We start from the raw sequence: 21,407 nt of genomic DNA, 5'->3' as shown, positions 1-21,407 counted from the left end.
TATCAATTTAGAACCCACACATGAATAGCGAAAGCATTACCAAAAAAACAAAAATTGGTAAGACATAAACCATCTACGAGTGCATCACAGTGACCTGATGCTTGAAACGCTTCAACACTGATTGGCTGCATAGCGTAAATACCCGTAGTATTCTCAAGTTGAGTAACAAAATTCGTACCATTAGCACCTCCATCATCCAAATACATGTGGTTACTATTATAAGGAATTAATCCCCCCGAACTGTTACTGATACCAAAAGTAAAGATCATCCATGCAGTAATATCTGAAGCAAAAGTAAAATAATAGTTACCATCACCACCTAGCTTTGTTTTACCTGGTATATTTGGAATGTTAATACCTGAATAATTTAATGCTCTAGACAAGCGTACTGTACAACTATTCATGGGCTTTCCAGTAGCAATAATAGCATTATATAGTGTTAGCACATCGCCACCAATTAAACTGCAAAGTTGAGAGGTTGGCATTTGAGGATATGCTGCTAAAAAAGCAGCTTTAGTAGGTAATTGCTGTTGAGGTATAATTAAATTAGGATTATCCCAGTAACCATCAACATAAGGCTCTGTGCTTTCTACACCCTCAACTTCTCCCATAAACCAGTTATCAAATTGTAGTGCCGTAACGTTAGGATTATCGATTAAATAATCTACAGCCCAGCTCACAAATCTGGTACTATTTTGAGAGAAATTCTTATCCTTTAAATGGTTTAGAAGCGGTGTTAACAAACTCACATCACGCATACCTAAATCTACCATTAATGTAGCGGAAGAGAGTATGGCTGTATGCTCAATAAAATCGTAGATGATATTTTTAACCGTTGGGTTAGCGTTTAAAAAGGCTGTTTGTTGTGCTGTCAGTCGGTTGTTAAAACGATCTATGTTTGACATGCTTGATCCACCACCACCGCCTATAAAAGTACCAGGACTAGTATAATCAAATTCTGTCCAACAGGTTTCTACGATATCCACTAAGGAATAGTAGGCATCGTTTACATAACCAGGTGCACACGATTCGCCAGGAGCATGCTCACCACCATTACTACAATTGTGTACATTTACAATTACATTCTCTACACATATTGTAGTACCTATTACCATAGGAACTGCTTGCCCCTGATTAAAAACTATCTCAGCCTGAAAATCCATATCGTTATTTAAAAGCTTTAATTTACCTGAAAATTTAGTAGCATCGAGAACTGAAATGGGCTGATCTGGAATATATTTTAAAAAACCAGATTTTTCCTTTAAATCAATATCAACAGTAATAATATAGTACAAAAAGTACGGGCGGTCTGGAGTATACCCATTTAAATACAGTGTGTATTGATGGAACTTATCTTTAACACCAACCTTTTCAAAATATTCAGCGTTTTCAAAATCGTTAAGTCTAGATTTCAAATTCGGATTAGTAAGGTTTTTTATAGTATTTTTAATTTCAGAACTATTAATTTTGGATAAAACCTCATCAATGGTCACCAGGGCAGGCTGTGCCTGTTCAGTAGGAACTGTCTCAGTTGTTATGGTCTCTTCTGTTTCACAGGAAATAAACAAAAACGAACAACACAATAACGCTAAAACAGAAATCTGTTTCAAATAATTATTCATAATTTAATAATTGTTTGGATTTACAACAATTATAACAGTAAAATTTGAATACTATTATTTTTATTTGATTATGAAATCGTTAATTATAATTTTTAAAATACTACAACGCTTCAAACTTTAACGCACATATACCACTCATTATCAATAAAAAGCGTAATTTTGCACTCCAATTTTCAACTACATGAGAACCAAAACGTTAAAGAAGAATAAAATCAATGTAATTACCTTAGGATGTTCCAAAAATGTGTACGATAGCGAAGTATTAATGGGACAGCTAAAAGCAAGTGGTAAAGATGTTACACACGAAGCACCTGCCGAAGAGGAAGGGAACATCGTGGTAATAAACACTTGTGGTTTTATTGATAATGCAAAGGAGGAATCGGTAAACATGATATTGAATTATGCCGATAAAAAAGAGCAAGGTATTGTAGATAAAGTATTTGTAACAGGATGCCTATCTGAACGTTATAAACCCGATTTGGAACGAGAAATCCCGAATATTGACCAATATTTTGGCACTACAGAGTTACCTCATTTACTTAAAGCATTAGGCGCCGACTATAAGCACGAGTTACTTGGCGAACGCCTAACAACTACACCTAAAAATTACGCCTACTTAAAAATTGCCGAGGGGTGCGACCGCCCTTGTAGTTTTTGTGCTATACCGTTAATGCGTGGCAAACACGTATCGCAACCTATAGAAAAACTGGTTAAAGAGGCTGAAGGACTAGCACGTAATGGGGTTAAAGAGCTTATACTTATAGCGCAAGACCTTACTTACTACGGTTTAGATTTATACAAAAAACGCAACCTTGCCGAATTATTAGAAAATTTAGCTAAGGTAGAAGGTATTGAGTGGATACGCCTACATTATGCATTCCCTACAGGTTTCCCAATGGATGTATTGGATGTAATGAACCGTGAGCCAAAAATATGCAACTATATTGATATTCCGCTACAACATATTGCCGATAGTGTTTTAAAATCGATGCGCCGCGGTACTACCCAAGAAAAAACCACAAAACTACTAAAGCAATTTAGAGCTGCTGTTCCAGAAATGGCAATACGTACTACGTTAATAGTAGGCTACCCTGGCGAAACGGAAGAAGATTTTCAAACCCTAAAAAAATGGGTTGAGGAGATGCGATTTGAGCGTTTGGGTTGCTTTACGTATTCGCACGAAGAAAATACACATGCCTATAATTTAGAAGATGATGTTCCTGCCGAAGTTAAGCAGCAACGTGCTAACGAGATTATGGAATTGCAATCGCAAATATCTTGGGAACTGAATCAGGAAAAGATCGGTGCAACTTTCCGTTGTATTATCGACAGAAAAGAAGGCAACCATTTTGTAGGGCGTACCGAGTTTGATAGTCCTGATGTTGATAACGAAGTATTAATAGATGCTACCGAAATATACTTAAAAACAGGCGAATTTGTAAACATTAAAATTACCGATGCTACAGAGTTCGACTTGTATGGTATTCCTGTTACTGCATAAAGCAGTATGTATATTAAAAATTACTTTGGCATTTTTATTGTAAATTTGATTACTGTATAACACGCTTACATTTATGAAAACTATAAAAAATATCCTAGCCGTTTTTATTTTCCTTTTGGGAGCTACCGAAGTACAAGCACAATTTCATGACCCGTATAATACAGGTGCAGGTGTAGACCGTAGTATAGCACGCCAAAGAAATGCACCCCGAACTAAAAATAAAGATGCAAAGAAAAATAAGATTGATATTATTGAAGCTACTGTAAAGCAACTTGACAAAAAATTAAACCTAGACGATTTTCAGGAGGCAGCCGTAACGGTAATTTATAACGATAATAAGGAAAAGATATTTGGGGTAGCTGAACAGGATATTCCTAAAGATGCAAAAATTGAAAAGGTAAAAGAGATTACTAAAGAAATAGATGAAGAGATACTTAAACTTTTAAATGAAGAACAAACTAAAAAGTATCAGAAAATGATTGCTGATAGGAAGTTTTAAAGTACTAGCAAACCATAATCGCGTAACGTATTAATAGGTTTGCTATACCAAAACAGTTCAAAGTCATCTAAACCTAGTGCTTCATAACTTTGTTTTACCTTTGCAAAAGTTACTACACCTTTGGTAGTACTAGCTGCATCGTTTAAAAACTGTACAAGCCATTCTTCTTGCTGTTGCTGTATTTGAATGGTATACGATTCTTTTTTGTCATGAAACGTTAATTCAGCCACTTCGTACTTATTTCCCTTTTTTGTTTTAATAAATCGCGAAACAGTAGGCTTACCTCCCATCCATATTAATTTAGCTGTAGGTGGTTTTACAGTAAACGTATTTTCTTCGTGTAAGGCATCGTAAATATAACTGGGCGATACTTTAGTGCGTGGCACTTTAAAATCGAACCACTCTTGCAACGAATAATCGAAACAGATACCGTGCATATAGTTAAATAACGATTTTTTTAGCCCAAAACTAAACTTATCGTGATTAGTGCCCTTTTCGTCAATATGTACAATATCGTTGTTCGCAAAACTACCTATAGCATCATTTTCCTTTAGTACGCCAAATTTTTCAGGATATAGTCCTACGGGGCTATGTGCCGTCACGGCAAACTGATGCCAAAACCCTGATTGTAATACACCTACCTCAAACATTTGGCGTACCATCTCTAACGAATCTATTGTTTCCTGTGCTGTTTGTGTCGGGAAACCATACATTAGGTAGGCATGCACCATAATACCTTCTTCGGTAAAATTTCGGGTTACGCGTGCTACTTGTGCTACGGTTACTCCCTTTTGTATTAAATTTAACAAACGGTCCGATGCCACTTCAAGCCCACCCGAAACAGCAATGCAACCCGATGCTTTAAGCAATCGGCAAAGGTCGGCAGTAAAACTTTTTTCAAACCGAATATTTGTCCACCATGTTACTGCTAGGTTGCGTCGCAATATCTCCAAAGCTACCTCACGCATTAAAGCAGGCGGTGCAGCCTCGTCTACAAAATGAAACCCATTTTGCCCTGTTTGTAGGGTTAATTCTTCCATACGGTCTACCAACAACTTAGCAGTAACAGGCTCGTAAATTTTTATATAATCTAACGATATATCGCAAAACGTACATTTGCCCCAATAACAGCCATGTGCCATCGTTAGTTTATTCCAGCGCCCATCGCTCCACATACGGTGCATGGGGTTTACAATCTCTATAACCGAAATATAACTATCCAACGGCAACCCTGTATAATCGGGTGTGCCTACCTGTGCCTGTTTATAATCAGGTTTACCCAAATTATCTATATACGTTACTTTATTATCCTGTAAGATAAAAGTACGCTTCAGGCGACTAAGTTCCCTCTTGCCCTCAATATAGTCTACTAAGCATTCTATTGGTGCTTCGCCATCATCCAATGTAATAAAATCGAAAAACTCCATTACGCGCACATCACTTAACGACCGTAACTCAGTATTTGGGAAACCGCCCCCCATAGCAATCTTTACATTAGGGAAATGCTGCTTTATGTATTGCGCGCTCCTAAAAGCAGCGTACAGGTTGCCAGGAAATGGCACCGAAAAACAAACCAAATCGGGTTTTTCTGTAACCAATCGTTTATGTAATAATTCAAGCAACAACTCATCAATATAGGTATAGGGCTGTTGTAAACTCTCATACAATTCGTCAAACGAATTGGCAGAACGCCCCAACCGTTCGGCATAACGGCTAAAGCCAAAATGTGGGTCAACGCACTCCACAATCAAATCCGAAATGTCTTCAAGGTACAATGTAGCAAGGTGCTTTGCCCTGTCTTGCGTACCCATAGTACCAAAAGCCCAATCCAATTCATCCAATTGTGCAAAGCGTGATGCTTCGGGCAAAAAATCTTCCTGACAAATAAGGTGTGACAATGTTGGATTCTTGCCCTGTAAGAATAAAATAACCGAATCGATTGTTTTAATATACTCGTCTTTAAGCGCAATGATTCGTTCCGAGTTTGGGGTTCCGAGTTTAGCCTCTCCCCCTGCCCCTCTCCAAAGGAGCGGGGAGTTCAATTCTATATAATTGAAAAGATCCGTAAGCCCTTGTTTCGAGAACAGTTTTATAATAACATCAATTCCCAAATCGGCTTGGGATGCTGCCATGCCTTTGGTATTTAAAAACCCTTTTAAATATGCCGTTGCAGGATAGGGTGTATTAAGTTGTGTAAAAGGTGGCGTTATTAAAAAAAGTTTGGTGCTCAAAGTGTATCTTAATTAAGATTGTAAAAGTAGGGCATATTTTTGTGATTTAGGATAAACACATAAAGTTGCAGGTTAGATAGCCTGTGAGAAGCATTCTGAAAATCGTTAATTTATTCTATTTTTGTAGTATGGAACAAGAATTGAAACGACTGAACAAATTTATATCGGAAACGGGTTATTGCTCCCGTAGGGAAGCTGACAAGCTGGTAGAGGAAGGTCGTGTTACCATAAATGGTGTAGTCCCTGAAATGGGTACTAAAGTAACTATTGATGATGAAGTACGAATTGACGGTAAACTCATCCGAGAAAAAACGGGTAAGCGAACCTATCTCGCTTTTAATAAACCTGTAGGTATAGAGTGTACTACCAACCTTGATGTTAAAAATAATATTGTAGATTATATTAATTATCCGAAGCGGATTTTCCCCATTGGTAGGCTGGACAAAGCTAGCGAGGGTTTAATTTTTATGACGGACGATGGCGATATTGTAAATAAAATACTCCGCGCGCGTAACAACCACGAAAAGGAATATGTTGTAACGGTAAATAAGCCTATTACAGATAGGTTTATTCAGCGTATGGGTAACGGCATTCCTATATTGGACACTGTGACGCGAAAATGTAAAGTAGAGCAAATTAGTAAGTACATTTTTAGGATTGTACTTACACAAGGGCTTAACCGACAGATTAGGCGTATGTGCGAATATTTGGGCTATGAGGTTACGGGGCTAAAGCGTATTCGTATTATTAATATATCGCTTGATGTTCCTGTGGGGCGTTACCGCGACCTTACGGCTACTGAAATTAAAGAGCTTAATGCCTTAATTGCACCAAGTAGTAAAACCGAAGAAGCTAGCTTACCTAAAGCACAAACGAACCGACCACGAAACACTCGGAACAGTAGAAACAACAACAGAAATAGCAATTAACACAATACACATGGAAGTAAAAGATAGTAACGGAAACATTCTTAACGATGGCGATACGGTAACGGTAATTAAAGATTTAAAGGTAAAAGGGACATCTTCTGTTATAAAAAGAGGTACATCGGTAAAAAACATTCGCCTTACGGACGATCCTGCCGAAATTGATTGCCGCGTAAACAAAACAGCAATGGTTTTACGAACGGAATTCGTTAAGAAGGCATAAAACCAAAATCCCCAAACGGTATAAACGTTTGGGGATTTTTATATGTAGTAAATTCCTGAATCTATTTTTTATACTTACGTTGCTCTCTTGCTAGTAATGTATTTTTTAGTAGCATTGCAATTGTCATGGGTCCTACCCCACCAGGTACTGGCGTTATAAACGATGCTTTTTTACTTACATTTTCAAAATCTACATCGCCCGTTATTCTGTACCCTTTATCAGTAGTATCGTCAGCAACACGTGTTATACCCACATCAATAATTACGGCATCATCTTTAATCATCTCTGCTTTTAAATAATTAGGTACTCCTAATGCTGTAATTATAATATCGGCTTGTGTGGTAATTTGATTTATGTTTTTGGTATGGCTATGCGTTAGGGTAACGGTACTGTTACCAGGAAATCCTTTACGCCCCATTAATATGCTCATGGGCCTACCTACAATGTGGCTACGCCCTATAACAACGGTGTGTTTACCTGCGGTTTGCACATCGTAACGCTCTAAAAGCTCTAAAATACCAAAGGGTGTAGCAGGGATAAAGGTTGTCATATCCAGTGCCATTTTCCCAAAGTTTTCGGGGTGGAAACCATCCACATCTTTACTGGGGTCAATAGCCATTAGTACTTTTTGCGTATCTATTTGTTCGGGCAAGGGTAACTGTACAATAAAACCATCTATATCATCATTTTGGTTTAGCTCTTCTATTTTCTTTAAGAGTTCCATCTCGGATGTTGTACTTGGCATTTTTATGAGTGTGGACTCAAATCCTACGCGTTCGCAGGCTTTTACTTTACTACCTACGTACGTAAGGCTAGCACCGTCGTTACCCACTATTACAGCAGCAAGGTGCGGCACTTTTTCGTTATTCTGTTTCATTTTGGTTACCTCTGCAGCGATTTCATTTTTAATATCGTTGGAGGTTTTTTTACCATCTAATAATTGCATGTGTGTTGTGTGTTTTAATTTTAGAATAGCTATTAATTAAAAAAGACGCGGTTAACCGCGTCCTTTATAGTGTGTTTTCTCATTATTGTCGCATGCCTTTCATACCGCCCATCATTCGCATCATGTTTTTAGCACCTCCACCCTGCATCATCTTCATCATTTTGCTCATCTGGTTAAACTGCTTTAGCAACTGGTTTACTTGCTGTATGGATGTGCCCGAGCCTTTTGCAATACGGTTTTTACGTTTTGCATCCAGTACCGATGGTTTACTACGCTCATCTGGCGTCATGGAGTGTATAATGGCTTCTATATGTTTAAAAGCATCGTCTTCAATCTCCACATCTTTCATTGCTTTTCCTGCACCAGGTATCATGCCAACAAGGTCTTTCATGTTACCCATTTTTTTAACCTGTTGTATTTGCGATAAAAAATCGTCGAAACCAAACTCATTTTTGGCAATTTTCTTTTGCAGTTTTCGTGCCTCATCTTCATCGTACTGCTCCTGTGCCCTTTCTACAAGCGAAACAACATCTCCCATTCCCAAAATACGGTCGGCCATACGGTTGGGGTAAAATACATCAATGGCTTCCATCTTTTCACCTGTACCAATAAACTTAATAGGTTTATTAACTACCGATTTAATAGATATTGCTGCACCACCGCGTGTATCACCATCTAATTTAGTAAGGATAACACCATCAAAATTCAATCTATCATTAAAGGCTTTAGCTGTATTTACAGCATCTTGCCCCGTCATGGCATCTACTACAAATAAGGTTTCTTGGGGCTGAATTGCTTTGTGTACATTGGCAATTTCGGTCATCATTTGCTCATCAACGGCTAAACGACCTGCTGTATCGACAATTACAACATTAAAACCATTTGCCTTGGCATGCTTTATGGCATTTTGGGCAATCTCAACAGGGTTTTTATTCCCCTCTTCGGAGTATACTTCTACACCTATTTGCTCTCCTACTACATGCAACTGGTTAATTGCAGCAGGACGGTAAATATCGCAAGCTACTAATAAAGGCTTTTTTGTTTTTTTGGTTTTAAGGAAATTAGCCAGTTTACCCGAAAAGGTGGTTTTACCCGAACCTTGTAAACCTGACATTAGTATTACCGACGGATTGCCCGATAGGTTGATGCCCGCAGCATCGCCTCCCATAAGCTCGGTAAGCTCGTCTTTTACTAGTTTTACCATAAGTTGCCCTGGCTGTAATGTAGTAAGTACATCCTGCCCCAGCGCTTTTTCTTTTACGGTATTGGTAAACTCTTTGGCTATTTTAAAGTTAACATCGGCATCAAGTAATGCACGGCGTACTTCTTTTAGCGTATCGGCTACGTTTACTTCGGTTATTTTACCATGACCCTTTAATAGGTGTAAGGCTTTATCTAATTTATCACTTAAATTATCGAACATAAAAATCGAGGATTTCTTTTATAGAATTGCAAATTTAATAATTTGATTTTTAAGTTAGGTGGCTATAGTAATAAAAAGCAAAAAGTACTTGAAATACACCACAAATTAAAAATCTTTACAATTATAAATAACATTAACTTATTGTTAAATGTATCCTCTTTAAGCAAAAAAAATATACTATATACAATTATAATTCCGTTATTGTACCTGCTAAACAATTACTATCATGAAAAAACTAAAAAATTACACTGTACTCCAAAAACAACCTGTTATACACTTAATACATTAAATGTAGCGTTGTTCCCAACCTTTTTACGTGTAAAGCACTCTTTATATATACAATTATAGTGTACCCCCAATGCTGTAATAAACATTTTTACTATTGTTAACCAAAAAACTATTTTATGCACAAAGCCCAACTAAAGTTATTGTACCTACTGCTATTTGCAATACTGGCTATAACTGGCTGTGAACACGACGATGTTTACATGAACAACCAAAATGCTTCGGCTAACGGAATTACCACAAAAACCATTAGCTACAAAGAGTTGCAAGCCATGCCCAAAGCAATGGCGGCACTACAAAGTTTAAAGCAAGAGGGTAGAAAAAAATCGGTGTACAACGTACGGTACGATTTTAGTGTAGATACTACGGATATAGTACTTACAACTATGGATAACAATTACCACTCGCTTACTTTTAGTATACTACGCGATAGTACCTATGCCCCTACTATAGAGAATTTGGTATTAAACTGGGAACCGTACAGGGAGTATAGGGCGTACTTGGCTAAGTACACACTAACCCCAGAAGAGATTGATAAAATTGTAAATGATGAGTTTGTTGATTTGGACGGGAAGGCAACAATAGAAACCTTACCACAATTTGATACGGCTGCTGTAATACGCGCCAAAAGTGGTACACCTGGCGAAATTGTTGTAGTTAATGGTGAGTGTTACCGATTAACATATGTTAGGGTTATTACGTATAGTAATATACCAGGGCAACGAGAAGCATCTACATGGATGCCCAAATGGGTAAAAATGCCGTGCCCTGAAGAATATACTGACTATTCGTTAACAGAGGGTAACCACCCTGGCGGTGCGGGTGGCGTATACATACCTGTATTTAATACCCCATACCCCATACCGAACGGACCCGTTTCTGAACTACCAGGCATTAGCGGGGGTAGCGGCCCTAGTAGTGGTAACCCCTACCACCCCGTACTAACAAAACCTAAAATTGTAATTCCGAACTTTAGAGAATGTGATAAGGTAAAAAATGCTTTGGATAGCGGTAATTTTAGGCAAGAAGTAGTTAACTTAGCAGGAACCGTTAATGACCCTGTAAACGAAAACGGTGTGGGACTAAATTATTACGGTATTGTTATGAACTTTACACCTGCGCCCGAAATTACTGCCCCTATACCACCAGCAACCTCTGCTTTCCCTAATGGGTATACGGTGGTAAGCCATACCCATAATGTAGGTAAATTATCGGTATTTTCGTTTGCCGATTTTGAGGCAATTGCTAAATTATTGGCAAAGGACAAAATAAATACGGGTATCTTTGTAGCTACCCTAAGTACTGAAAAAGGCACCCATTATGCATTAACTATTAGTAATATAGTTAAATTTAAAGAGTTTTTCTATCACAGGCTTAATAACCTTGGTACATTGTCGTTGGAAAATAAAAATAAATATCGAAATAGCAGTGAAAATGCTTATAAACTGAGAAAAAAATATTTTGACAGTGAACAGAGATTGATAAAAGAAACTGTTACCAATAATACTGCAGTTTTAATACAGTTTTTAACTTTTTTAAAAGAAGCTAAAATGGGAGTAACCTTATTTGAAACCGATGCTACTTTCCAGAACTTTACACAGGTATCCTTAAAAAGTAACGGTACTATACGCCGTACCAATTGCGACTAACAACTAAACTAAATACTTATGAAAAATATATATAAAATATACTTAATAATCACTTTTTTGTTGTGCAACAGTAATGTAGTAATGGCGCAGTTTGTGCCTATAAACCCATCAACACCTTCATCACCCTACGAGGGTACATGGCATTACCAAGATGGTAATGAATTATTCATAGTCAGTCTATGGAAAGAAGATAGCGGCGACTTCAGGGGTCATTACAAAAAAGTAGAATATAACAATGGAACCATTGGGGCTACTATACTAAATTCGAGAAAAGTATATAATGATGGCTTTGTATTCCCTCCTGTAATTTATGGAGATTTTAATTCAGCGACTGGTGTGTCTGGTGTAATATGTGATAATACTTTAGATAATAATTTATATGATTGTAAAGATGGAAGGTTACAAATTCAAATCAACAGTAACTGTACAAATTGCCCTGTAACAGCAATATGGAAAATAGAGGAAGTTCCAGGACTTAGAATTGAAGGTTTTATATCTGGTTTTAGTATCCCTACTGATGTTGTACTTACTAAAGTATCGGATGAAATTGATTTGGATTGATGATAGACTTTATAAAAAACATATATAAAATATCCTTACTGCTTACTCTTACCCTATGCGGTACTAACGAAATAAAGGCACAATTTACGATAGCATCGCCCTACGAGGGTACATGGCATTACCAAGATGGAAATGAACTATTCGTCGTAAGCCTATGGAAAGAAGATGACGGTAAATTTAGAGGGTATTATAAAAAAGTAGAATACAACAATGGAACTATTGGAGCTACTATTTTAAATTCCAGAAAAGTATATAGTAATGGTGCAATATTTCCTCCTGTAATTTCTGGAAATTTCTATTTGGAAAGTGGTATTTCAGGCACCGTTAATGATAACACTATAGTAAATAATCCTGACGAGAATTTTAAAAGAGGAAGATATCAAATGCAAATTACTAGCAGTTGTACCAACTGCCCTATAACAGCTACATGGAAAGTAGAAGAAACTTCGGGACTTAGGGTCAATTATGTGCCTGGTTATAGTATCCCTACCGATGTCATACTTACTAAAGTATCGGATGAAATTGATTTGGATTGATGGCAGACTTTATAAAAAATACATATAAAATATGCTTAATAATCACTTTTTTATTGTGTAACAGTAATGTAGTACTGGCGCAGTTTGTACCCGTAAATCCTTCAGCACCTTCATCACCCTACGAAGGCACCTGGCATTATATAGACGGCAACGAGTTATTCGTCGTAAGCCTATGGAAAGAAGATGACGGTAAATTTAGAGGGTATTATAAAAAAGTAGAACACAACAACGGTATTATTGGAGCTACTATTTTCAATTCCAGAAAAGTAAACATTCATGGTTTTGTGTTTCCTCCTGTAATTTTTGGAAGTTTTCATAACTTATACGGTCTTTCGGGCTCAATCCGTGATAATACTATTCAAAATAATGCTGAAGATTTTAAAGGTGGACGCTTTCGTATGCAAATTAATAGCGATACAAATTGTACCAACTGCCCTGTAACCGCAACATGGAAAGTAGAAGAAACTTCGGGACTTAGAGTTGATTATGTACTTGGTTATAGTATCCCTACCGATATTATACTTACTAAAGTATCGGATGAAATTGATTTGGATTGATGGCAGACTTTATAAAAAACATATATAAAATATCCTTACTGCTTACTCTTACCCTATGCGGTACTAACGAAATAAAGGCACAATTTACGATAGAATCGCCCTACGAGGGTACATGGCATTACCAAGACGGGAACGAATTATTTATAGTAAGCTTATGGAAAGAACAAAATGGCACCTTTAACGGACATTATAAAAAAACAGAATATAGTAATGGGACTATTGGGGCTACTATTTTTAATTCCAATAAAACATATAATAACGGGTTTAAATTCGATACCATTATTTTTGGGAATTTTAATTTAATAACGGGTACTCTCAGTGGTTCGATTCATGATAATACAATTGAAAATAACCCTGAAGATTATAAGAGTGGGCGTTTTCGAATGAAAATTACTAGTAATTGTACCAACTGCCCTACAACCGCTACATGGAAAGTAGAAGAAAGACCAGGACTTAGAATTGATGGTATTTTTATACCTGGTTTTAGTATCCCTACTGATGTTGTACTTACCAAAGTATCGGATGAAATTGATTTGGATTGATGGCAGACTTTATAAAAAACATATATAAAATATCCTTACTGCTTACTCTTACCCTATGCGGTACTAACGAAATAAAGGCACAATTTACTATAGCATCGCCCTACGAGGGCACATGGCACTACCAAGATGGTAACGAGTTGTTTATTGTGAGCTTATGGCAAGAACAAAATGGTAAATTTAAAGGCTACTATAAGAAAACAGAATACAACAATGGAACGATTGGAAATACCATATTCAACTCTAGAGAATTATATGGAGTAACGATGTTCCCTCCAACAGTTTCTGCAGATTTGTATTCAGGAAGTGGAATCTACGGTTTTATATATGACAATACTATACAAAATAATCCCAGAGATTTTAAACGTGGTAATCTACATATGGAAATTAATAGCGATAGCAATTGCACTAATTGCCCTGTAACAGCAACTTGGAAAATAGAGGAAGAATCGGGACTTAGAATTGATGGTATTTTTATACCTGGTTTTAGTATCCCTACTGATGTTGTACTTACCAAAGTATCGGATGAAATTGATTTGGATTGATGACAGACTTTATAAAAAACATATATAAAATATCCTTACTGCTTACTCTTACCCTATGCGGTACTAACGAAATAAAGGCACAATTTACGATAGCATCGCCCTACGAGGGTACATGGCATTACCAAGATGGAAATGAACTATTCGTCGTAAGCCTATGGAAAGAAGATGACGGTAAATTTAGAGGGTATTATAAAAAAGTAGAATACAACAATGGAACTATTGGAGCTACTATTTTAAATTCCAGAAAAGTATACGATGATGGCTTTGTATTTCCCCCTACAATTTACGGACGATTCCACTTGGGTAGTGGTATTTCGGGTTTATTACATGATAATACCATCGAAAACAATCCAGAAGATTTCAAAGATGGAATATTACGTATGAAAATTAATAGCGATAGTAATTGTACTAATTGCCCTGTAAAAGCAACTTGGAAAATAGAGGAAGAATCGGGAATTAGGGTTAATTTTATAGAAGGTTTTAGTATTCCTACTGATGTTATACTTACCAAAGTATCGGACGAGATTAATTTGGATTGATGATAGGCTGTAAAATAGTAATGGGTAATAACAGTAGAATAGGCAGGTATTATTTCTTCGTAATACTAATAGAAGTAAATAATTGATTTTCAAATACAAGTATTTTTGTGGCGTTAATTAAGTACTACAAATGAAATGAAAAAACCGACTCTGGGAAATGAGTCGGCTTTTTTCTTGGAAAAAACCTGAATATTTAAAAAAAACACAACTTATACATATTAGTGGTACAGAAAAAGCTGTACACAACTACTGTATTCCTTACCGAAGCGGATAACTATACCGCATAGCTTATGGATTGCTCTTCGGTAAGGTAGTAACAGTATTCAATTAATCGTTTCAAAAAAGGAGTGAAATTTTAGTACCCCCCAGTAAAACCAACCGTTACAGTTGGTTTTTCTTTCTAGGGATAAGAAATCAACATTTCTTTTTCATATATCGTAAACTACTGTAAAGTAGTTGTTTTATTGGTTTCAGTGTACAAGTTAAAGTACCTAGTGTGTAAAGTGAAACAGCTATAAGCAAGAGAACCCTACCTTGTTAACAAAATTTTAACATTATTAAGCATAAAAAAAGCCAGAAATCCGACCTTTTTTATTTTAATTTTTCTCGAAAGTCAAATAATCCGTACCCCCGTTACCCCCACTCACATCAATTAATTTGATAACTCCAGATGAATATTCTATAATATCCCAGTCATCAGAAAGGTCAGTAAACTCCTGAGGCGATACAAAACCGATATTAAAATCAATATCATTTGCTGAATTATCGTCACTACTACTATTACTCGTAGTTACTGACCATGTTCCAGTATGCACATCAGCTCCATTTGTAGCCGTAAGCACATTGTTATCTCCAAATGTAAAATTATAACCCGTAAAATTATTGGTTTCATCATTCCCGTTTTCACTAAATGTAGTTATCTTCCAAGTTCCCGTTTTTACAACATTAGTAATTGCATTTATATTTCCATTATTTATGCCATTACTATCATCATCAGAATTACACGATGTTACCAATGTAAATAAAAACATCCCAGCTATAAACAAATTTAATCCTCTCATAATATTCGTTATTAAGTTTTAAAATCATATTAAAATAACACTAAGTTAACATATAAACAAAATTAAATAAAAAAATAATTTATAATTCCAAATTAACAAATCTGTATTTCAACTGAATACTCTACGTAAGCTAATCAGTAATTTAAGATGTTAAAAAATATCATATTTGCATAGGTCAAAAAAAAATTCATAATTTAACACCCACTTTTATACTCCCAAATGAAAAAGACTTCACTTTCGGGTATCTGTGAAGAGATTACATTTTCTGATTTTTTCAAGAATCATGTAAAATCACTTCGCAACTACCTTTTTTATAAATTCGGTAATGAGGAACAGGCAGATGATGTTACTCAGGAGGCTTTTATAAAGCTATGGCAAAACTGTGCCGATGTACCGCCCGAAAAAGCAAAGTCGTTTTTATATACCGTAGCCAACAATACCTCACTTAACCACATTGCACACCAAAAAGTAGTATTGCAATACGCAAAAAAGAAAATACATACTCATACCGACCAACAGAATCCTGAGTTTTTAATGGAGGAAGAGCAGTTTAAAGTTAAACTGCAAAAAGCCATAGCTGGACTTACCGAAGCACAACGTACCGCTTTTTTATTGCACCGAATAGACGGTAAAAAATACCATGAAATAGCAGAAATTTTAGGTATTAGTATTAAAGCTGTAGAAAAGCGAATACATGGGGCATTGGTAGAGTTGCGAAAAGAAATTGAGAATATAAGGTAGGGAAAAATACAGTATAACTGTTTTATAAAAAAAGAGAAAGATGAAAGAAGATGTAAAACTGGCAAAATGGCTTAACGGAGAGATGAGCGGTGAGGAATTGCGAGCGTTTGAAGCATCGGCAGGTTTTGAAACATACCGTAAAATCAAAGAATATTCAGGAGCACTATCTGCCCCTGATACTGATATAAATGCTATCTATCAAAACGTTACCCGTAATAAAAATAAAGAAGTTAAAGTGCGCACGTTAAACCCTTGGTTTACCAAAGTGGCTGCTATGCTACTAGTAGCTTTAGGCGTAAGTTACTTTTTTTATGCTACACATACTACCAACCAAAGTGCCACTTTAGGAGAACATACTGAGTTTTTGTTACCCGATAATTCAACTGTAATACTAAATGCAGATTCTGAAGCTACGTTTAAAACATGGAATTGGAATAATAACCGTACTATAAAACTTGATGGAGAGGCTTACTTTAAAGTGGCAAAAGGTAAAAAATTTGATGTAGTAACTAATCTAGGTACGGTTACCGTAGTAGGTACACAGTTTAACGTTAAAGCCCGAGAAGACCGTTTTGATGTTACTTGCTTTGAAGGTAAAGTAATGGTAAAAAGTAATGGTAAAGAGATACTGCTAACTCCAGGACAAAGTGCTATATTTGAAGGTGGTAACAATCTAAACGTTCCGTTGGAAGACGATGTACAGCCAGGCTGGATTAATTACGAAGTAAATTTCTATAATGAAGATCTTTATAATGTAATTGCCGAAATGGAGCGCCAGTATAACGTAACTATAAACTTAAAGCAAGGTGAATACAGTTCGTTTACAGGTCCGCTACCAATGAATGACTTAGATACTGCCCTAGATAATATTACAACAGCTTATAATTTAAAGCTTGAAAAGGCAGGAGATAAAATCGTATTAACCTCTGAATGAGATTAAACATAAAGTGTTTACTTCTTTTTATACCCATAGTATTTTTCACCCCCAAAACCTTTGGGCAGGATGAAACGCAGCGTATTGCCTTAAAGCAAGTGCTTGATAGTATTGCGGCACAACACCACGTTAAATTTAATTATACCGAAAAAGATGTTTTTGGACATAACATATATCCCCCAAAAACAGCACAACCACTACGCTCAAAACTGGTTTATATAGGCAACAGAACGGGACTTAGCTATAAGGAAAATGGCGACTATATAATACTATATAAAAACAGCACAGCAGAAAAGAAAAAGTTTTGCGCCTATATTACAGATGAATTTAACACCATTATACAAAATGCATCCGTACAGATAAGCGACACTAAAAGTATTGTAGCGGGAGTTGATGGTTATTTTGAATTGAATACGGAGCTCCCCGAAATAATATACGTAGGTCATTTAGGTTACCAGCCTGTTGGCATAGCAGTAACTGAATATACGGGTGATTGCATTAACATAAAGCTGTCATTAGCCCCTTTAGAGTTAGAAGAGTTAGTTACAGAACGATACCTTACATCGGGTATCTCTAAAAAGAAAGATGGTAGCTTTTCAATCACCCCAAAAAAATTCGGTATACTTCCTGGGCTTATAGAGCCCGACGTGCTACTTGCCATGCAGCAACTACCAGGTATAACGAGTATAGACCAAACTGTATCCAACATTAATGTAAGGGGCGGTAGCCACGACCAAAACCTATTTATGTGGAATGGCATTCGGTTATTCCAGACAGGACATTTTTTCGGACTTATATCAGCAATTAATCCCAATATTGCCTATAATATTAAAATTGCCAAAAATGGTACTTCTGCCTTTTATGGCGAAAGTGTTTCAAGCGTTGTTGACATATCTTCACAAAAATCACAAATCGAAAATGGTACCACAAGCATTGGCACAAATATGATTAACGCTGATTTTTATACAAAATTAAAAGTTTCTGAAAGTGCCAATCTCGAAATCTCTGCACGTAGATCGTTTACCGATGTTCTTGATTTTCCTACCTATACCGAATATTCAGAGAGAATATTTCAAAACACCGTAGTAACCGAACTTGCTAACAGTACCGATGTAAACTATAAAAGTGATAAAGAGTTTTACTTTTACGATTTTACAGGACAATACCACCAAAAGTTTGGCGAAAAGCACAATGCCTATTTACATGTAATTGGTATTAACAATAACCTCGATTTTACGCAGGGTACACTAAACGCAACTAACCTAATAACTACCGTTAGTAGCCTGGACCAGCAAACACTTGGTGGCTCTGCAGGACTGGCAACACAATGGACCGATACACACAGTACAAATTTTAGTGTTTATGGTACATTGTACGAAGTAGATGGTACAGATGAATCGTTAGAAACAGAAGAAAGAGTACGACAAGAAAATAAAATACAGGGATACGGTTTTAAGTTTAGCAACACCAACAGGCTTACCGATATGTATAAACTCCATTCGGGATATCAGTTTGACCAACTGAAAGTAGAAAATACAGATGCTGTTGATAGCGAAATACAAACACGAGAAACCAATCAGGTTTTGCGTACGCATGCTTTTATTGGTGAAATAGAATACGACCCCGAGACGGAAGATATATATGTACGTACAGGATTACGGTTTAATTATATTGAACAATTAAGGGCAATATACATCGAGCCGCGATTGCAATTTAATTATCATATTGATGATGCTTGGCAAATGGAAATATTGGCAGAGTTAAAAAGCCAAACCACATCGCAGGTAGTGGAGCTACAAGCTGATTTTTTGGGTTTAGAAAACAGGCGTTGGATATTAGCTAACGATATGGATGTACCCGTACAAAACAGTAGCCAAGTATCTGTAGGGGTTGCCTATAAAGAAAAAGGCTGGCTAATATCTGTAGATAATTTTTACAAACGTGTAAACGGTATTACTACTTATGGGCAGGCTTTTCAGGATCAGTTAGAACAGGTAGATGCCAGAGGGAGTTACAGGGTTTTTGGTACCGAGTTTTTAATACAAAAACAATACAAAAACTTTTACGCTTGGTTAAGCTATACTTGGAATAAGAACGATTATAAATTTGATGATATAGAGCCAAGCAGGTTTAGTAGTAATTTTGAAATAAGTCATAACATCAACTCTGCTGCGATATACGAGTGGAAAAACTTTAAAATTGCACTGGGTTCAAGGTGGTTTACTGGACGCCCCGCAACAGAGCCATTGCTAAACATACCTGTTTATGATAACGAGGGTACACCATCGGTATTATACGAATTCCCTAACAGTAGCAACCTAGATGATTTTTTCCAAGTAGATTTTTCTGCATCCTACCGTTGGGATATAAACAGTAAAGTACGTATGCAGTTTGGGCTATCGGTACTCAATATATTTAACCGTAGTAATATTATTAACCGCTACTATCGTATTAATGCCAACGAGGATATTGAGGTAGTTAATACCTTTGCGTTAAACCGTACACCCAATGCACTAGTAAAAATTAGTTTTTAAAACAGCACCTACTCTGCTCAAACAATAAAACATACTAAAAAAAGCCACTCCTAATCGAGTGGCTTTTTTTATATGAGATACAGTTTAGTACTAAACTATTTCTTTACTATTTTTTGAGTAGCAGTTGTACCATTGGTAAAGGCTGCCGTTACAATGTAAATACCCGATTGTAACTCTGAAAGGTCGGCAGTAGCAGTAGTACCTTTGTATACTGACTGACCTAGTGTATTGGTTACCGTTACATTTTGTACCGTAGTTCCGCTAGTAGTGTTTATGGTTAAAACATCTACAACTGGATTAGGATATACACTAAATGTTGCAACATCAAAAGTATTGGTGCTTAATGCAGGATTATCGCTCTGGATGTATACTGACATTGGGAAATACCCTTGCTCATCTGCAAATTGTGCATCTGGTACTTCTATTCTAAAGCTGTGCTCACCTGCTTCAAGCTGACCAAGTGATACGCTACGAACTGGAATTTTATCTCCTGGACACCAGTTATTCCAAGACCATGCAGCATCAGTATGAGGTCTGGGGTAAGCAGGGGTTGTAGAACAGTCGTAGTAAATGCAGCTTGGCTGTGTATTATACTCAAAGAAAGGTCCACACGAAACACCACCTGGCTTATACATTAGTACTTGCTCTTCATCAAAATAAATAAAATGGTTACGTCTAATATACTCTTCACCACCTGCGTTAGCTCCGTGGTTTGACGTAATAATGTAAAGATTAGCGTTATTTACTGGCTCATCTAACGTAAAATCAATTGTTCTTACTGTTTCGCCAAGTACATCTGTACCCTCTAACGTATAATTTTTCAATTCATATTTATACGATAATGGCAATAGGAAGTTACCTTCATTCTCAATACTGTTATCAAAAGTAGAGTAAAATTCTAATGAGCCCATATATACATCGTTTCTTCCTGCACAGCCTGGTATTTCTACCGCAGCACCACCCTGACCAGGACCACCTTGGTAGCCATATACTTCAAGCTCTATCCATATATCGTACATCGCTGTAATAGCTTCGTCATGAAAAATTGATGTCAAATTATCCAATTCGTACACATACGGTACAGAGTCTGGATTGGTAACGTTCATGTCCATGAAAGGAGTAATAAAACGACCTATCTCAATGCGCTCTACCTCATTATACTCATACGTTGTTGCACCTTTAGGTACCAATGCCAAATTCACATTACCAATCCTGTCATAATTATCACACAAAGGGTGTAATGTAACCGTCATAGTAAGTTTATTACCAAAAGCAGCCAACTGCTCCTCGGTAAGCATTTTAGAATAAGATGAATTGCTGTTTCTGATGGTACCTTCAGGAATAGGCTCATCTACAGTAGCTCCGTACATACCATAATACACAGCTTGATCAAACAAAGTAAGTGTATATGGGTCTTGCGCCAATGCTGTTTTACTTGCAAAAAACGATAAACAAAGTGTTAAATAGAGTAGTGTTTTTTTCATAATGTAAACAATTTAAGCAGCCAATTTAATACTTTTTTTACTTATTACTAAATATAATTTACCCAAAATTA

At 36.5% G+C, this 21,407-nt stretch carries 20 protein-coding genes; 14 read left to right on the top strand and 6 right to left on the bottom strand.

The window, feature by feature from the left end; genetic code table 11:
• Positions 1-2: 2 nt before the first annotated feature.
• Positions 3-1,622, bottom strand: a complete 1,620-nt coding sequence (locus tag K1I41_RS07305) for a T6SS effector amidase Tae4 family protein (RefSeq protein WP_220639722.1) — start codon at positions 1,620-1,622, stop codon at positions 3-5.
• Between the two features lie 181 nt (positions 1,623-1,803).
• Here K1I41_RS07305 and rimO point away from each other — a divergent pair, with 181 nt between their 5' ends.
• Both rimO and K1I41_RS07295 read left to right on the top strand, forming a co-directional pair.
• On the top strand, positions 1,804-3,123 hold the full coding sequence (gene rimO / locus K1I41_RS07300; protein ID WP_220639721.1) for a 30S ribosomal protein S12 methylthiotransferase RimO: 1,320 nt from the start codon (positions 1,804-1,806) through the stop codon (positions 3,121-3,123).
• A gap of 73 nt (positions 3,124-3,196) precedes the next feature.
• Positions 3,197-3,622, top strand: a complete 426-nt coding sequence (locus K1I41_RS07295) for a hypothetical protein (RefSeq protein ID WP_220639720.1) — start codon at positions 3,197-3,199, stop codon at positions 3,620-3,622.
• Here K1I41_RS07295 and K1I41_RS07290 read toward each other — a convergent pair.
• Entirely contained in the window at positions 3,619-5,853 is a 2,235-nt protein-coding gene (locus tag K1I41_RS07290) for a B12-binding domain-containing radical SAM protein (protein ID WP_220639719.1), read from the bottom strand. The genes K1I41_RS07295 and K1I41_RS07290 overlap by 4 nt on opposite strands.
• A 128-nt stretch (positions 5,854-5,981) precedes the next feature.
• Between K1I41_RS07290 and rluF the strand changes: the two genes are divergently transcribed.
• Positions 5,982-6,782 (top strand): 23S rRNA pseudouridine(2604) synthase RluF, encoded by an 801-nt coding sequence (rluF, locus tag K1I41_RS07285; protein ID WP_220639718.1) that lies wholly within the window; start codon positions 5,982-5,984, stop codon positions 6,780-6,782.
• A gap of 10 nt (positions 6,783-6,792) precedes the next feature.
• Complete coding sequence (locus K1I41_RS07280) at positions 6,793-7,002, top strand: zinc ribbon domain-containing protein YjdM (RefSeq protein ID WP_220639717.1); 210 nt, start codon at positions 6,793-6,795, stop codon at positions 7,000-7,002.
• Positions 7,003-7,063: 61 nt separating this feature from the next.
• Here K1I41_RS07280 and K1I41_RS07275 read toward each other — a convergent pair whose 3' ends face one another.
• Together K1I41_RS07275 and ffh are read right to left on the bottom strand one after the other, a co-directional pair.
• Positions 7,064-7,948 (bottom strand): bifunctional 5,10-methylenetetrahydrofolate dehydrogenase/5,10-methenyltetrahydrofolate cyclohydrolase, encoded by an 885-nt coding sequence (locus K1I41_RS07275; protein ID WP_220639716.1) that lies wholly within the window; start codon positions 7,946-7,948, stop codon positions 7,064-7,066.
• Between the two features lie 82 nt (positions 7,949-8,030).
• Positions 8,031-9,371, bottom strand: a complete 1,341-nt coding sequence (gene ffh / locus K1I41_RS07270) for a signal recognition particle protein (protein WP_220639715.1) — start codon at positions 9,369-9,371, stop codon at positions 8,031-8,033.
• 404 nt (positions 9,372-9,775) lie between these two features.
• Here ffh and K1I41_RS07265 point away from each other — a divergent pair, with 404 nt between their 5' ends.
• The 7 genes from K1I41_RS07265 to K1I41_RS07235 are packed head-to-tail and all read left to right on the top strand — an operon-like array spanning position 9,776 to position 14,582.
• A complete protein-coding gene (locus K1I41_RS07265) occupies positions 9,776-11,305 on the top strand; it encodes a hypothetical protein (protein WP_220639714.1) in 1,530 nt (509 codons plus the stop codon).
• Between the two features lie 18 nt (positions 11,306-11,323).
• Positions 11,324-11,866 carry a DUF6705 family protein gene (locus K1I41_RS07260; RefSeq protein WP_220639713.1) on the top strand — a complete coding sequence of 181 codons (543 nt, stop codon included), beginning with the start codon at positions 11,324-11,326 and terminating at the stop codon, positions 11,864-11,866.
• Positions 11,866-12,402, top strand: a complete 537-nt coding sequence (locus K1I41_RS07255; RefSeq protein WP_220639712.1) for a hypothetical protein — start codon at positions 11,866-11,868, stop codon at positions 12,400-12,402. Before K1I41_RS07260 ends, K1I41_RS07255 begins: the two co-directional genes overlap by 1 nt.
• Entirely contained in the window at positions 12,402-12,959 is a 558-nt protein-coding gene (locus K1I41_RS07250; protein WP_220639711.1) for a hypothetical protein, read from the top strand. The genes K1I41_RS07255 and K1I41_RS07250 overlap by 1 nt, the downstream gene beginning before the upstream one ends.
• Complete coding sequence (locus tag K1I41_RS07245; protein ID WP_220639710.1) at positions 12,959-13,501, top strand: hypothetical protein; 543 nt, start codon at positions 12,959-12,961, stop codon at positions 13,499-13,501. The genes K1I41_RS07250 and K1I41_RS07245 overlap by 1 nt, the downstream gene beginning before the upstream one ends.
• Complete coding sequence (locus K1I41_RS07240) at positions 13,501-14,043, top strand: hypothetical protein (RefSeq protein ID WP_220639709.1); 543 nt, start codon at positions 13,501-13,503, stop codon at positions 14,041-14,043. Before K1I41_RS07245 ends, K1I41_RS07240 begins: the two co-directional genes overlap by 1 nt.
• Positions 14,043-14,582 (top strand): DUF6705 family protein, encoded by a 540-nt coding sequence (locus K1I41_RS07235; RefSeq protein WP_220639708.1) that lies wholly within the window; start codon positions 14,043-14,045, stop codon positions 14,580-14,582. Before K1I41_RS07240 ends, K1I41_RS07235 begins: the two co-directional genes overlap by 1 nt.
• Positions 14,583-15,178: 596 nt before the next feature.
• On the opposite strand, the gene K1I41_RS07230 is transcribed toward K1I41_RS07235, so the two are convergent.
• Complete coding sequence (locus K1I41_RS07230; protein ID WP_255566897.1) at positions 15,179-15,643, bottom strand: hypothetical protein; 465 nt, start codon at positions 15,641-15,643, stop codon at positions 15,179-15,181.
• A 219-nt stretch (positions 15,644-15,862) separates the two neighbouring features.
• Here K1I41_RS07230 and K1I41_RS07225 point away from each other — a divergent pair, with 219 nt between their 5' ends.
• From K1I41_RS07225 to K1I41_RS07215, 3 genes are read left to right on the top strand one after another with little or no spacing between them, the layout of a single operon-like run.
• Positions 15,863-16,384 (top strand): RNA polymerase sigma factor, encoded by a 522-nt coding sequence (locus tag K1I41_RS07225; RefSeq protein ID WP_220639707.1) that lies wholly within the window; start codon positions 15,863-15,865, stop codon positions 16,382-16,384.
• Positions 16,385-16,424: 40 nt separating this feature from the next.
• A complete protein-coding gene (locus K1I41_RS07220) occupies positions 16,425-17,318 on the top strand; it encodes a FecR family protein (RefSeq protein ID WP_220639706.1) in 894 nt (297 codons plus the stop codon).
• The gene (locus tag K1I41_RS07215) at positions 17,315-19,852 is read left to right on the top strand and encodes a TonB-dependent receptor plug domain-containing protein (protein ID WP_220639705.1); all 2,538 of its coding nucleotides are present in this window, start codon (positions 17,315-17,317) and stop codon (positions 19,850-19,852) included. Before K1I41_RS07220 ends, K1I41_RS07215 begins: the two co-directional genes overlap by 4 nt.
• Positions 19,853-19,947: 95 nt before the next feature.
• Here the strand turns inward: K1I41_RS07215 and K1I41_RS07210 are convergent, their stop codons facing one another.
• The gene (locus tag K1I41_RS07210; protein ID WP_220639704.1) at positions 19,948-21,336 is read right to left on the bottom strand and encodes a peptide-N-glycosidase F-related protein; all 1,389 of its coding nucleotides are present in this window, start codon (positions 21,334-21,336) and stop codon (positions 19,948-19,950) included.
• Between the last annotated feature and the right edge of the window lie 71 nt (positions 21,337-21,407).

The sequence above is a fragment of the Flavobacterium litorale genome, from assembly GCF_019613795.1.
Lineage (GTDB): Bacteria > Bacteroidota > Bacteroidia > Flavobacteriales > Flavobacteriaceae > Flavobacterium > Flavobacterium litorale.
This window is presented reverse-complemented; position numbering and strand designations above follow the sequence as displayed.